This is a genomic window from Aestuariivirga sp. (assembly GCF_020252405.1).
Lineage (GTDB): Bacteria > Pseudomonadota > Alphaproteobacteria > Rhizobiales > Aestuariivirgaceae > Aestuariivirga.
On sequence record NZ_JADCDA010000066.1, the window covers coordinates 40,189 to 54,440 of the forward strand.

The 14,252-nt window shown below is 67.2% G+C and carries 11 protein-coding genes; 6 read left to right on the forward strand and 5 right to left on the reverse strand.

Annotated elements, in window-relative coordinates:
- Positions 1–19 precede the first annotated feature (19 nt).
- The 6 genes from IOC69_RS10390 (at position 20) to IOC69_RS10415 (ending at position 5,440) form a co-directional block, all read left to right on the forward strand.
- A complete protein-coding gene (locus IOC69_RS10390; RefSeq protein ID WP_290543479.1) occupies positions 20–1,249 on the forward strand; it encodes an MFS transporter in 1,230 nt (409 codons plus the stop codon).
- Entirely contained in the window at positions 1,250–2,284 is a 1,035-nt protein-coding gene (locus tag IOC69_RS10395) for a hypothetical protein (protein ID WP_290543480.1), read from the forward strand. It abuts the gene before it with no gap.
- A gap of 130 nt (positions 2,285–2,414) precedes the next feature.
- Entirely contained in the window at positions 2,415–3,335 is a 921-nt protein-coding gene (locus IOC69_RS10400; protein WP_290543481.1) for a TIM barrel protein, read from the forward strand.
- Complete coding sequence (locus IOC69_RS10405; protein WP_290543482.1) at positions 3,335–4,105, forward strand: triose-phosphate isomerase; 771 nt, start codon at positions 3,335–3,337, stop codon at positions 4,103–4,105. Before IOC69_RS10400 ends, IOC69_RS10405 begins: the two co-directional genes overlap by 1 nt.
- Positions 4,102–4,539, forward strand: a complete 438-nt coding sequence (locus IOC69_RS10410) for an RpiB/LacA/LacB family sugar-phosphate isomerase (RefSeq protein WP_290543483.1) — start codon at positions 4,102–4,104, stop codon at positions 4,537–4,539. The genes IOC69_RS10405 and IOC69_RS10410 overlap by 4 nt, the downstream gene beginning before the upstream one ends.
- A gap of 88 nt (positions 4,540–4,627) precedes the next feature.
- Entirely contained in the window at positions 4,628–5,440 is an 813-nt protein-coding gene (locus IOC69_RS10415) for a MaoC family dehydratase N-terminal domain-containing protein (RefSeq protein WP_290543484.1), read from the forward strand.
- Here IOC69_RS10415 and IOC69_RS10420 read toward each other — a convergent pair.
- The 5 genes from IOC69_RS10420 to glgC are packed head-to-tail and all read right to left on the reverse strand — an operon-like array spanning position 5,397 to position 14,068.
- A complete protein-coding gene (locus IOC69_RS10420; RefSeq protein ID WP_290543485.1) occupies positions 5,397–5,981 on the reverse strand; it encodes an NUDIX domain-containing protein in 585 nt (194 codons plus the stop codon). The two genes, IOC69_RS10415 and IOC69_RS10420, sit on opposite strands and share 44 nt — an antisense overlap.
- Positions 5,978–9,757: a 4-alpha-glucanotransferase gene (locus IOC69_RS10425; protein WP_290543492.1), complete on the reverse strand. Its 3,780-nt coding sequence runs from the start codon at positions 9,755–9,757 to the stop codon at positions 5,978–5,980. The genes IOC69_RS10420 and IOC69_RS10425 overlap by 4 nt, the downstream gene beginning before the upstream one ends.
- Positions 9,754–11,370, reverse strand: coding sequence for an alpha-D-glucose phosphate-specific phosphoglucomutase (locus IOC69_RS10430; RefSeq protein ID WP_290543486.1), 1,617 nt, complete (start codon positions 11,368–11,370; stop codon positions 9,754–9,756). The genes IOC69_RS10425 and IOC69_RS10430 overlap by 4 nt, the downstream gene beginning before the upstream one ends.
- 5 nt (positions 11,371–11,375) lie before the next feature.
- The gene (gene glgA, locus IOC69_RS10435) at positions 11,376–12,806 is read right to left on the reverse strand and encodes a glycogen synthase GlgA (protein WP_290543487.1); all 1,431 of its coding nucleotides are present in this window, start codon (positions 12,804–12,806) and stop codon (positions 11,376–11,378) included.
- Positions 12,803–14,068, reverse strand: a complete 1,266-nt coding sequence (gene glgC, locus IOC69_RS10440) for a glucose-1-phosphate adenylyltransferase (protein WP_290543488.1) — start codon at positions 14,066–14,068, stop codon at positions 12,803–12,805. Before glgC ends, glgA begins: the two co-directional genes overlap by 4 nt.
- Positions 14,069–14,252: the final 184 nt, after the last annotated feature.

The following is a 14,252-nucleotide window of genomic DNA, read 5'->3' on the forward strand; positions in this document are numbered from 1 at the left end:
AGCGGAAGTGGGCGCAAGCATGCTGCGTGCGATTGCTGTTGATCATCGCCTGAGGCTCATGGTCTTCAACCAGGCCGCCGACACCATCGGAGCCCGAACCTTTGATACCGCGCTTGTGTGGATGGCACTTCAGGCGGGGGAGACATATGGCAGTGCGGCGCTGCTGGTCTTCCTGCGCTTTAGTCCCTACCTCGTGCTGGGACTTGTCGGTGGCTGGGTGAGCGACCAGGTTGATCGCCGGTGGGTCATCATTCTGGCCGATGGTCTGCGTGCGGCCACGCTGGCAGGGGCGGCGTTGCTGCTGTTAACTGATGTGCCGTCCTCGGTTTCACTCGGTACGGCTGCCTTCGTTCTAACGTCGGTGAGGACGGTCTATCAGCCCGCATTTCAGGGTCTTCTTCCGCAGGTGGCGCCCGCAGGCATGATCGGTGCGGCAAACTCTGCGGTGCATGCGACAAACGAATTTTGCGGGATGCTTGCGCCGCTGCTGGCCGGAAGCCTGCTCGCCTTCGCCTCGCCCCTGGTCGTGGTCCTATTCGCCGCGGCCATGTTCTTGCTCGGTACCCTGAGCCTTGCCGCCCTCGACGCGGCTCAGCCGACCGGCACGAGGCACTGCGTCCGGTGGACCTCCCTATGGAGCGACTACCGGGCCACGCTCATATCATTGACCCGGCGGCATCCCTCAACGGGGCGGGCGATCGTCATTAACGTGATTGCGATCCTGGGCGTTGGGGGCCTGCTCAACCTCGCGATTCCCGCACGCATGGAGAGCGACGTACAACTCGGCGCATCTAGCTTTGGGATGTTCATGGCCATCATGGCGTCCGGAACCATTCCCGGCGCGCTCGCCGCCGCGCTGGTTGCGAGGAAGTCACAGCACTTGGCAATGGGCGCTTCCTGGCTGGCCTACGGCGCGCTGCTTGTCCTGTTTCCTCTGTCGTCGAACATCATGGTGCTCATGGCGCTTGGCCTGGCGCTTGGATTCTTCGGCGCGGTCGCGGATGTGCTGTTTGCCACCATCGTCCAGGAAACAATCGAACCGCGCGACATTTCCAAGACCTTTGCCATATTTTCTACCCTTGCGAACACCAGCGAAGCCATTTCCGGTCCCATGGCTGCAGGTTTCATCGTCCTTGGTTCATTTGGTCTTGCCTTCACTGCCGGAGGAGGATTGGTGATCGTCACCTGCGTCGGCTACATCGCCTTGCGGATCATCGCGCAAACACGCTCGCCGGTCCAGGAGGAGTGATTGGAAACCTCGGCGCATTATCGTCGGCTCCGCGCTGCTTTTCCTCACCCATTGTGTTTCGATGCGGCGACCGGAGTGTTCGTTGCAACGTCGATCGACACGGTCTCGTTGATGCTCAGACACTGCCGCGCGCCCGGGATGGGCCATCTTCGCCTGCCTGAAGGCAGCATTCGGGGCGCATCGGTCATAAACCGCCTGTTTGAATCCGCGCTGCTGCACAATCAGCATCCCTTTCGCATTGGTCCGATAGCTCCAGCTGCTGCGGAGCAGGAAGAGGAACGGCTTGTTTCGCTGCTTCGCAAGCACGCAATGGGCCGTTTCGACGTGATGAATGGCTGGCTGCGGCCGGCCGTGTCCCGTCTTCTGTTTGCCAGCCTCTTTGATGGCATGGACTGGACGCCGGGCGTCTACGCGGGAGCATACCAGGTCGTCAACTTGCTCGATGGCAAGTTTCACGGCACGTCCGAGATTGAGGCGGGAATCGAGAGCCTTTCACAGGCACTTGAGGCGTTCGGCGCCAGCCTGTCGGAGCCGAACCCGTTGCTGGCGCGTTTCGTGATCTTTGCCACGGGGCACGAAACTCCTGCGAACATGGTAGCAAATGCCGTGGTGGGTACCGACTGCACCCTGTCAGGAAACGTGTCGCACCTGCTGCTGGAGGGATTGCGCTACGATCCGCCGATACAATGCCTCATCAGGCGGACGACAGAAGAGGCGGTCTTCGGCGAAGAAGTCATCCCGCCTGGCCGTCCAGTGCGCATTCATCTTGGCCTTGCAAGCAGGGACGGCGCGCGCTACTGTAACCCCACGGGTTTTGACCTCGGTAACGACCGCTCCAGCGCGGGCCTCTACTTCGGCGCCCCGCAGGCGGGCTGCCCGGGTCGGCATACGGCTCTGGATCTCGCGAGTGTTCTGCTCACCACGCTGCAGCGATACATTGAAGGGCATCATTGCGTATACGTTGACTGGCAGTTCAATGACGATGTCAGAGCTATCGATCATCTCTACATCGCAAGACGGGGGCAGGCGACCTGAATGGACAGGCACCGTCCTCATGAGCCGCCGCGGCGCATGGGGTGAAGTTTTTTTCTTGAGATGAAATATTTTTCAGTTCATCATTGCCGCAGTTACGACAATACGCTGCAATAATAGCTGGCTCCGGAAAATGGGATTTTCCCTCTCCGTCAACACCAACCCCTTCGTGAACCGCTTCGCGGAGCCGGAGGACCTGATCGCGACGTTGAGCGAGGAGGTGGGCATCGGCCACATTCAGCTGGTGCATGAGTTCATCAATCCGTCCTGGCCGGCGAACACGGTGAAGCGCCTCACCGACCGGATGGCGAAGGCCTGCGCTCAAAAACGGGCGAAGATCACCTCGGTCATGACGGGCCCCTATGGGCGTCTCAACCACTTCGCCCATCCGGATGCCGAGGTGCGGCAATATTACCTCGGCTGGTTCAGGCGGATGGCCGATATCGCGGCCGATCTCGGCGCGCCCGCCATCGGCACGCAGTTCGGCATCTTCACCTTCAGGGACTATGACGACGGGAAGCGCCGCGCCGGGCTGATGGAGATGGCGCTCGACTGCTGGCGCGGCGTGGCGGAACACGCGAAGTCGCGCGGCCTCGACTGGCTGTTCTGGGAACCCATGTCGGTTGGCCGCGAGCTTGGCCACACGCTGAAGGACGCGCAATCCCTGCAGGACTGGATCGACGCCGCGCGGCTGCCGATCCCGCTCAAACCCATGGTCGACATCGACCATGGCGACGTGACCTCGCCCGACCCAGCCGACGTCGATCCCTTCGCCTGGGCGAAGACCTTCGCCACCCGGTCGCCCATCATCCACATCAAGCAGTCGACCATGAACAAGGGCGGCCACTGGCCCTTCACCGCGCAATACAACGAGAACGGCCGCATCACGCCAGACGCGCTCATCGCCGCGGTGAGGGCGGGCGGCGGCGGCGCCAATGAGCTCTGCCTCGAACTCGCCTTCCGGGAGCGCGAGCCGGCCGACCGCAGCGTGGTTGCGGCGCTGAGGGAATCCGTGGCCTACTGGGCGCCCCATGCGAAGACGGGATATAATTGATGAAGACGCCGTGGATCGGCACAAGCTGGAAGATGAACAAGACGCGAGCGGAGGCCCGCGCCTTCGCCGAAGCCCTCAAGGCCTCGCCCCTCGCCAACACCACGAAAGCCCAGCCCTTCGTCATCCCGCCCTTCCCCTCGATCGCCGACGTGGCGGAGATCCTGTCGGGCGCCCGCGTCAAGGTCGGCGCGCAGAACATGCACTGGGCCGATCAGGGCGCCTGGACCGGCGAGGTCTCGCCACTGATGGTGAGGGACTGCGGCGCCACGCTGGTCGAACTGGGCCACAGCGAACGCCGCGCGCATTTCGGCGAGACCGACGAGACGGTGGCGAGGAAGGTGGCCGCCGCCGTGAGGCACGGCCTCACCGCGCTGGTCTGCATCGGCGACACGCGCGGCGAGCATGAAGCCGGCGCCACGGCGGACGTGCTGGCGAAGCAGACACGCTTCGCGCTGCGTGACGTGGGCAAGGCCGCGCCGGGCAAGGTCATCATCGCCTACGAGCCCGTCTGGTCCATCGGGGAAGGCGGCATTCCGGCGGACCCCGGTTTTGCCAATGCCCAGCACGCGAAGCTCAAAGGTCTGACGGCGGAGATCGCGGGCCAGCCGCTGCCCATCCTCTATGGCGGCAGCGTCAATCCGCGGAACTGTTGCGATCTTGCGGCCATGCCGGATATTGACGGGCTGTTCATCGGAAGGTCCGCCTGGGACCCCTCGGGCTACATCGGCATCATCGACGCCGTCATAAAGAGGTTGGGAGAAACATCATGAAGATCGCCGTGGGCGCCGACAGCGCCGGAAAGCCGCTCCTTGACGTGATCGAGGCGCACCTGAAGTCGAAGCCCGGGCATCAGATCGCCAATCTCAGTCAGCAGGGCTTTTACGCGGACCTCGCCGCCAGCCTCGCCCACAAGGTGAGGGACGGGGAATATCAGCGCGGCATCCTCATCTGCGGCACGGGCATCGGCGTCTGCATCTCCGCCAACAAGGTGCCGGGCATCCGCGCGGCGCTGACGCATGACACTTATTCGGCGGAGCGCGCCGCCAAATCCAACAATGCCCAGATCATCACCATGGGCGCGCGCGTCATCGGCCCCGAACTGGCCAAGTCCATCGTTGACACCTGGCTCGCTTCGGAATTCGACCCGAAGGGTTCGTCCGCGGCGAATGTTGAGGCGATCGACAAGCTGGACGGCAGCCGCTGAAATTGCGGTCCTCTTCCCGCTTCAGCGTGTACAGACCGGGGGGAGAGGAAAGACGGGTTCACCGGCCCTCGTGGCGGGGGAAAAGTTCATGAATTTCCGCAACTGGATCGGCCGCAGCGTGACGCGCGGAGACATGCTCACGCGGCGGCTCTACGATGAGTTTCGCGCCACCATGGGGCCCTGCCTGTTCGAGGCGGGTGAGGATATTGCGCCGCCCGGACTTCATTTCGGCCTCGCACCGGTCACGCCCGGCGCTGGCGAAACGGGTCCCGATGGCGCCGAACTCAAGGGTCTTTTTCTGCCGCCCATCGCTCAGACGCGCCGCATGTGGGCGGGCGGGTCCATCGAATCCTTCCGCCCGCTGCGGCATGGCGCGGCGGTGGTCCGCACCTCGGCCATCACCGGCATTCAGCAAAAGCACGGCAAAAGCGGCGCGTTCTGCCTCGTGAGCGTCACGCATGACATCGGGGATGGCGGCGGCCCCGCCATCCGCGAGCGGCAGGATCTCGTCTTCCGCGATCCGCCGCGCCATGCCGCGCCGGCTCCGGGGCCGGCCGAGCCGCTCGCGGCGGATTGGCAGGTTGACGCCACGCCGTTGCTGTTGTTCCGCTTCTCGGCCTTCACCTTCAACGGCCATCGCATCCATTACGATCGCCGCCACGCCGAAGCGGAGGGCTATCCCAACCTCGTGGTTCACGGGCCGCTGCAGGCCTCGCTGATGCTCAACCTCGCGGCCGGGAGGCTGGGCCATGTGCCGCGGCGCTTCGATTATCGCTGCCTCGCCCCGCTCTTTGCCGGCGCGCGCTTCGGCGTGGCGTGGGATGCAGGCAGGCTCCGTGTCATCCGCTCCGATGGCGTCACAACGGCGGAAGGCCAAGTTCACGTTCGAGAAACAGGCTGAGCAGCACCGTCTTGGCATCCACGATGCGCCCCTCCCGCACCAGGCGGCGCATCGCGTCGAAGGGCATTTCCAGCACCTCGATGTCCTCGCCCTCATGCGCCTCGCCGCCGCCCGCGCCCACGCGCGCGGCGCGGTCGTAATCGGCAATGAACAGCGAGATGCGCTCGGTCACCGCGCCCGGCGAACTGTAGACGGTGGTCATGAAACGCAGGTTGGCGAGGCGCACGCCCAGTTCCTCCCCGGCCTCGCGCATGGCGCATTGCGCGGGGTCGTCTCCGTCCAGAAGGCCCGCGCAGGCTTCGATGATAAAGCCATCGCCATCGTGCAGAAAGGCCGGAAGCCGGAACTGCCGCACCAGCAGCACCGTGCCGCGCCTCGCGTCATAGGGCAGCACCGTGGCGCCATGGCCGTGGTCATGGATTTCGCGCACCAGCCTGTCCTCGCGCCCGTCGCCGCGCGTATAGCGTATGGTGTAGCGGTTGAGCTTCGCCCAGCGCTGCGACAGCGGTTCCACCGTCTCGATCACCACGCGGCGCTTCATGTCTCACGCTCCTGCTTCACGGCTTTCAGAATGTCCTTGGCCAGCGGGCTCTTCGCCAGCTGTTCCACCCGCACCTGCACGCGGCGGCGCCAGTTGGGCCACTCCCTGTCCGTGCCCGGCACGTTGAGCGGGTCGGTCTCGCCCGCCAGGTCGTCGGCCTGCGCCAGCATGATCTGCGCGGCAGTGCCGGCCACGAAACGGTGCGCCGCGGCGCTGGCCGCGTTGTCATCGTCGCCGGTGTATCCGGTGCGCCCGTCCAGCAGGCGCTTTTCGGCCGCGCGTTCCGCCCCGCGGATTTCGGCCTGCGCCTTGCCGGTCTGGCCGATGCTGAGGGCAATCCCGATGTCGCGCCCGGCGCGCCATCCCATGAAGGTCGGCAGATCGTGCGAGGCGAGGCAGGCCAGCGCCCGCGCGGGGTAGGCCGCGGCCGGCCTGAAGCCCGGCCCCTCGCGCTCGAACCAGAGCACTCGATAGGAAAATATACTTGCTGCCGCGAGTGTCTCGCGCAGGCCGGCGGGCACGGTGCCCAGGTCCTCGCCGACAACGAGGCACTGGTGACGCCGGCTCTCGACCGCCGTCACCGCGATCAGCGCATCGAGCGGAAAGCGCACATAGGCGCCGAAGCGGCCTTCGGCTCCCTGCGGAACCCAGAACTGCCGCGCGAAGCCCAGCACATGGTCGATGCGCAAGGCCGCGGCGTGGCGCATGCTGGCGGCAATCACCCGGCGCACCGGCTCCAGCCCAAGCATGTCGGGCGCCAGGGGCGAGAAGGGGGGCAGGTTCCACACCTGGCCCGCGCCCGAGAACGGGTCGGGCGGCGCGCCGATGGACACACCCCTGGCGAATGCCGCCGGGTTCGCGTCGATTTCCCCGCCATCGAAGGCGCAGCCCAGGGCGAGGTCGCCATAGAGATTGCGGCGGCCCGCCGCCTCCGCAAGCTGCGCATCCGCCACCCATTGCAGAAAGGCGCGATAGGCGATGCGCCGCGGTGCGGGCGGCTCGCCCATGCGCAGCGCCTCGAAGCGGCCATGCGCCGCGAGCCGCGCCCCGCCGGCGCGCGCAAAGGCATCGAAGGCAGGGTCTCCCGCGAACTCCGCGAAGGCGCTCTCCAGCAGCCGCGCCTTGGCCTGCCACACCGCCGGGTAATCGACATTCCGCAGCGCGTCCAGCGCCGCGAAGGCCGCGCGCGCCTGCGCGGCCAGCGCGGCCGTGCGCGGCAGCGGCAGCATGTCCAGCAGCCTTGCGATGCTGATATAGATCGGATCGACATAGTGCCGGTCCGACGGCTGATAGGGGCTCGCCCGGCCGCGGTCCGAGGGGAACAGGTGATGCAGCGGATTGAGCCCCGCATAGCGCCCGCCGGTCTCCCCGCTCAAATCCGCAAACCGCCGCAGCGTCGCGAAATCGCCAATGCCCTCGCTGCCCTCATGCCGCAGGGAATAGAGGTGCGAGGCGAGGCCGAAGACTTTGCGCCCCCGCGCAATCTCCTCCGGCAGGTAACAGGTTCCGGGCGTGGCGATCACGCTCAGCGGTTCAACGCCTTCCTCCAGCACGCGATAATGCCCCGGCTCCAGCCGCGCCCGCGCGGCGGCTCCGGGCGGAGCCTCGATCGACTGCCGCCCGCCGCTCTCATCCTCGATCGTCAGCCTGCGCCGCCGCGCGGCGGGTGGCGACAGCACCGCCTCCTTGCCCGCGTGAACGACCAGCGGTTTGGGCCGCGCCAGCACCGCGCGGGACTGCGCCAGCCCATCCTCCGTCCTGAATTCCAGCCCCATCGCCGCCAGCAGCGCCCGTTGGGTCTCGCCGCTCACCCGGTGGTGCGTGCCGTCCACCTCCCACCATTCGGGCTCGATGCCGGCGGCGCGGGCCAGCGCCTCGACCTCGTCATCGCCCGTGCCCGTCACCGCGATCCGCTCCTCGGCGAAGACCGAGACGGAGCGGGCCGGAAGCTCATCGCCCCCAGCGGAGCAGAACAGCCGCGTCCAGCGCCGCCCCTGGCGCATCGGCAGCGCCAGCGCCCGCGCCCCGCCGCGGTTGAAGACGAGTGCGATGCGTTTCGCACCCGCCATCAGCACAAGGCCCAGCACGGATGCATCGGCATTGCGCCAATCGACCGCCCCGCCGTCGGCCCCGAACCACTGCGCGTTCTCCTCCGTCAGGAACGCGTCCGCAAGAAACGGCGACAACGCGCGGCGCAGCTCGCTCAAGGCGGCGGTGAAGCCCGTCAGCCGCCCGTCCGCATTGCTCCAGTCGAGCCATGCCGTCCGGTTGTCCTGCGCATAGGCATTGTTGTTGCCGCGCTGGCTCCGGCCGAATTCATCGCCCGCGGTGAGCATCGGCGTTCCGCGCGACAGGAACAGGCTCGCCAGCAGCGCCCGCGCGTCACCGCCGGGCCATGACGGCTCATGCGCATTGCCGTCGCGGTTGTCCTCGCCATTGGCGTGGTTGTTCTTGGCGGCGAAGGTCACGGCGTCACGCAGCGTGAAGCCGTCATGGGCGGCCACGAAGTTGATGCCGCTCGATGGCGGGCGGTGGCCGCCGAACACATCGGAGGAGCCCGCGATGCGCGTGGCGAAGACCCCGGCCCCGGCGTCGCCGCGCCAGAAGCGCCGCACCTCGTCGCGGTAGCGGTCGTTCCACTCCTGCCAGCGCGCCGGGAACTGGCCGAGGCGATAGCCCCCGGGCCCCACATCCCACGGCTCGGCGATCATGATGAGCCGCGAGAGCAGCGGGTCCTGCTCGATGGCGCAGAGCAATGGCGCATCCGCGGAAAAACCGGAGGCCGTGCGCCCCATCACCGTGGCGAGATCGAAGCGGAAGCCGTCGATCCCGGTGCGCATCGCCCAGCTCCGCAGCGCATCCATGGCGAGCCGCAGCACGGGAGGTTTGTCCAGGGCCAGCGTATTGCCGCAGCCCGTGTCGTTGATCAGCGCATCGCCCGCGCGGCGGTAATACAGCGCCTCGTCGAGCCCGCGCAGCGACAGGGTGGCGCCCTGCGCATCGCTCTCTCCCGTGTGGTTCAGCACCACGTCCAGCACCACGCGGATGCCCGCCGCGTGCAGCGCCTCGACGGCGGCGCGGATCTCTCCAAGCCCGCCGGGGGCGAGCCGCGGGTCGGGTGCGAGCAAGCTCACCGGGTTGTAGCCCCAGGCATTGGAGAGCCCGAGGGCGGGAAGGTGCCGCTCGTCGATCCACGCGGCGAGCGGCATCAGCTCCACCGTATCAACGCCGAGCCGCTTCAGGTGCGCGATGACCGCCGGTTCGGCAAGGGCCGCCACCGTGCCGCGCTTCTCGCGCGGCACATCCGGGTGCAGCATGGTGAAGCCCCGCACCGGTATTTCATAGATGAATTGCGGCGGCTGCGGCGGCAGCGCTTCGGCATCGGCGGGCACATGCCCGGCGATGGCCTTGGGCACGAGCCGCGAGGTCTCCGCGCCGCGCCGCATCAATTCCGGCAGATGGCGGAAGGGCCCGGTGATCCGCGTCGCATAGGGGTCGAGCAGCAGCTTCTCCACGTCGAAGCGCTGTCCCTGCTCCGGCGCCCACGGGCCTTCCGCGCGCAAGCCGTAATGCGCCCCGTTCACGAGCCCCGGCACAAATCCGTAATGCACGTCACCCAGCCGCAGGGTGAGCGGCGTCCGCTCCACCTCCGTGTCGCCCTCGAAGACCGAGACCATGATCCGCGCCGCATGGCGCGACACCACGGCGACATTCGCTCCCCCGGCGGAGGGCGTGACGCCGGGCGGGAAGGGCCGGGCCTGCGCCGCCGTGCTCAGGTGATCACCGTCGGCGCCGCCCGCCCGGTGTGCGTCCCGATCCCGGCGATCGAGCGCGACAGCGCGATGAGGCCGGAGAGCGCGGCTTGCGTCTCCATGCCATGGAGGCCCGCATCGGGCTCATAACGCTCGATGTAGACGCGCAGCGTCGCCCCCGCCGTGCCGGTGCCCGAGAGGCGATAGATGATGCGCGCGCCATCGGCGAAGATCAGGCGGATTCCCTGCTTCGTGGTGCGCGAGCCATCGACCGGGTCGTCATAGGCGAAGTCATCCGCCGTGGCGATGCCGTTCCGCCCCGCCAGGGACGGCAGCCTGGCGCGCAGCGCGTTCATCAGGCCATTGGCGGCTTCGGCGTCCACGTCCTCATAATCGTGCCGCGAATAGAAGTTCCGGCCATATTCCGCCCAGTGCCGCGTCACGATATCGGCAACGCTCAGGCGGCGCCTGGCCAGGATGTTGAGCCACATCAGCACCGCCCACAGCCCGTCCTTCTCGCGCACATGGGTGGAGCCGGTGCCGAAGCTCTCCTCGCCGCACAGCGTGGCCTTGCCGGCATCGAGCAGGTTGCCGAAGAACTTCCAGCCGGTGGGCGTCTCCCAGGCGCCGATCCCCAGCTTCTCCGCCACGCGGTCCGCCGCGCGGCTTGTGGGCATGGAGCGCGCAATGCCGGCGAGCCCTCCGGCATAGCCCGGCGTCAGCGTTGCGTTGGCCGCAAGGATCGCGAGCGAGTCGGACGGCGTCACATACATGCCGCGCCCGACGATCAGGTTGCGGTCGCCGTCGCCGTCGGATGCCGCGCCGAAGTCAGGCCCGCCGCCGGGCAGCACGAGGCGGGCGAGTTCCCCCGCATGGACGAGGTTCGGGTCCGGATGGCGGCCGCCGAAGTCCGGAAGCGGCGTGCCGTTCATCACCGTGCCCCCGGGGAAGCCCAGCATGTCCTCGAGGATGCGGTGCGCGTAGGGCCCGGTGACCGCCCCCATGGCGTCAAACCTCATGGTGAAGCCGGTGCGGATCAGCGCGCGGATCGCCTCGAAGTCGAACAGCGTCCGCATCAGCTCCGCATAATCGGTGACGGGGTCGACCACCTGCACCGCCATGCCGCCGAGCCGCGTTTCGCCGGTGCGTGCGAGGTCCACGCCGGGCGGGGCGGCGATGCGATAGCTCGAAATCGTCCTCGTGCGCGCGTAGATCGCGTCCGTCAGCTTCTCCGGTGCCGGCCCGCCATTGCTGATATTGTACTTGATGCCGAAATCGCCATCGGGCCCGCCGGGATTGTGGCTGGCCGACAGGATGATGCCGCCTGAGGCCTTGTGACGGCGGATGAGGTTCGAGGCCGCGGGCGTCGAGAGCAGCCCGTTCTGCCCGACCATCACGCGGCCGAAGCCATTGGCCGCCGCCATGCGGATCGCCGTCTGGATGACCTCGCTGTTGTGGTAGCGGCCATCGCCGCCGATCACCAGCGTCCGGCCCTGAAAGCCCTCCAGCGAGTCGAAGACCGACTGGATGAAGTTCTCCGCATAATGCGGCTGCCGGAACACGGACACCTTCTTGCGAAGGCCCGATGTGCCGGGCTTCTGGTCCTCGAAGGGCGTGGTGGCGATGGTCAGGATCATGAAACTCAAGCCTTCACGAGAGAGCGGTGGAGCCGGGCATAGGCGGCAGCGCTGCGCGACCATGAGACATCCTGCTCCATGCCGCGCCTCTGCAGGCCTTGCCATAATTGGGGGTCGGAATGGCACTCGGCGGCGCGCGCCAGCGCATGTTCAAGCGCCGCCCCGTCAACGGGCGCGAACTGGAAGCCGGTGGCAACGCCGGCCCGCAGGGCGGCGTCATTGGCGTCGATCACCGTATCGTTGAGCCCGCCGGTGCGCGCCACGACCGGCACGCAACCATAGCGCAGACCACAGAGCTGCGTGAGGCCGCAGGGCTCGAAGCGCGAGGGCACGAGAATGGTGTCGGCCCCGGCCTGCACCAGATGCGCGATGTCCTCGTCATGGCCGGTGATGACGCCGATCCGCCCGGGGTGCCGCACCGAGGCCTCCAAGACCGCATTCTCGATCGCCGTCTCGCCCGTGCCCAGCAGCGCCAGCCGCGCCCCCGCCGCCGCCAGCGCATCGAGCCCTGCGGCGAAAATGTCCATGCCCTTCTGCCAGGTCAGCCGGCTCACCACGCCGTGAATGATGCCATCGCCCGGCTCCAGCCTGAAGGTCTTTTCCAGCGCCCGCTTGTTGGCCGCGCGCTTCGTCAGGCTCCCCGCCGCATAGGTCTGGGGGATGCGCCCGTCCATCGCCGGGTTCCACACATCCGTGTCGATGCCGTTGACGATGCCGCGCAGCGCCTGGCGTCTCGCACGCAGCAGCCCGTCCAGCCCCATGCCATGTTCCGGCGTGCAGATTTCCTGCGCATAGGTCGGGCTCACCGTGGTTATGGCGTCCGCCGCCGCCAGGCCGCCCTTCAGATAGCCGACATTGCCATAATACTCCACGCCGTCGATGGCGAAGGCCTGCTGCGGCAGTCCCAGAATGCCAAACACCGTGGCCGGGAACTGCCCCTGGAAGGCGATGTTGTGCACCGTCATCACGCTCTTGGGCCCGCCCATGAAACGGCTGTAGACCGGCCCCAGCGCGGCCTGCCAGTCATGGCAATGCAGCACGCCGGCGCGGTAGTTCGCATTGATGCCGCCCGCCACGTCCGCGGCGGCCTTCGCCAGTGCGGCGAAGCGCCGGGCATTGTCCGGCCAGTCCTTGCCGTCCGTGCCGAGATAGGGGTTGCCGGGCCGGTCGAAGAGATGCGGCGCATCGATCGCGATGATGTCCAGCCCCCGCGCCGTGCCGCGCATCAGCCGTGCGGGCCCGCCGAACAAATCCCCGTAGGCGTGGAAGGGTGACGCCTTCTCCAGCGCCGCCATCACGGCGGGGTAGCCCGGCACGATGTTCGTCACCTCAACGCCCTCCCCGGCGAGCGCGGCGGGCAGCGCGCCGGTCACGTCGGCAAGCCCGCCGGTCTTCACCAGCGGGAAGAGTTCGGAGGCGGCGGACAGAACCTTCATAATGCGAGGCGGTCGATCATCGGCTGGGTGATGAGGCAGATGCCGCTCGCCGTGCGGCGGAAGCGCTTGGCGTCGAGCTCCGGATCCTCGCCCACGACCAGTCCCTCGGGGATCACCACGCTGGTGTCGATCACCACCTTCTTCAGGCTCGCCCTGCGGTGGATGTGCACCGAAGGCAGCACCACCGCCTCCTCGAGGGACGAGAAGGAGTTCACCCGCACATTGGGCGACAGCATGGTGCGCTTGATCGCAGCACCCGACACGATGCAGCCGCCCGAGATGAGCGAGGCGACCGCGGAGCCGCGCCGGCCTTCAAGGTCATGCACGAACTTGGCGGGCGGCGTGACCTCCGAATAGGTCCAGACCGGCCATTCGGTGTCATAGAGGTCAAGCGCCGGCAGAGTCTCGGTGAGGTCGATGTTGGCCTCCCAATAGGCATCGACCGTCCCCACGTCGCGCCAATAGGCTTCCGTTTCGTGTTCCGACCGCACGCAGCTCGCGGTGAAGCGGTGCGCCACCGCCTTGCCGTTGTTGACGAGGAAGGGGATGATGTCCTTGCCGAAGTCGCGGCTCGAAGCGGGGTTTGCCGCATCCCCGCGCAGCCATTGCGCCAGCTTCGCCGTCTCGAACACATAGATGCCCATGGAGGCGAGCGCCATCTCCGCGTTGCCGGGAATGCCCGGCGGGTCCCTGGGCTTTTCCACGAAGGCGGTGATGCGGTCCTGTCCGTCCACCGCCATCACGCCGAAGCCCGTCGCCTCCAGGCGCGGCACCTCAAGGCAGCCGACGGTCACGTCCGCGCCGGAATTGACGTGCTGCTGCAGCATCAGCTCGTAATCCATCTTGTAGATGTGGTCGCCCGCCAGGATCACCATGTATTGCGGGCCGTAGCTCAGGATGATGTCGAGGTTCTGGTACACGGCGTCCGCCGTCCCGGCATACCACTGGTCTTCCGAAACGCGCTGCGAGGCGGGCAGGATGTCGAAGCTCTCGTTGCGCTCCGGCCTGAAGAAGTTCCAGCCCCGCTGCATGTGGCGGATCAGGCTGTGCGCCTTGTATTGGGTGGCCACGCCGATGCGGCGGATGCCGGAGTTGAGCGCATTGGAAAGCGCGAAATCGATGATGCGCGACTTGCAGCCGAAGGGCACGGCGGGCTTGGCGCGCCTGTCGGTCAGCTCCATCAGCCGGCTGCCGCGCCCGCCGGCCAGCACATAGGCCATCGCATCGCGCGCCAGCGGTCCTGTCCTTCGTTGTGCGGCCATGGGCCTCTCCCTTTGCGTCTACTCTTTTTCTCCCTCCCTCTGAGGCAGGGCTATCGCATATGGGTTCCCTTCTCCCGTCCGAAGGATGGGAGAAGGTGCCCGAAGGGCGGATGAGGGCCTTTGTCCACAGATTCCGATGCGGAAAGAAGCCCTCATCCGGCCTGTCGGCCACCTTCTCCCATCG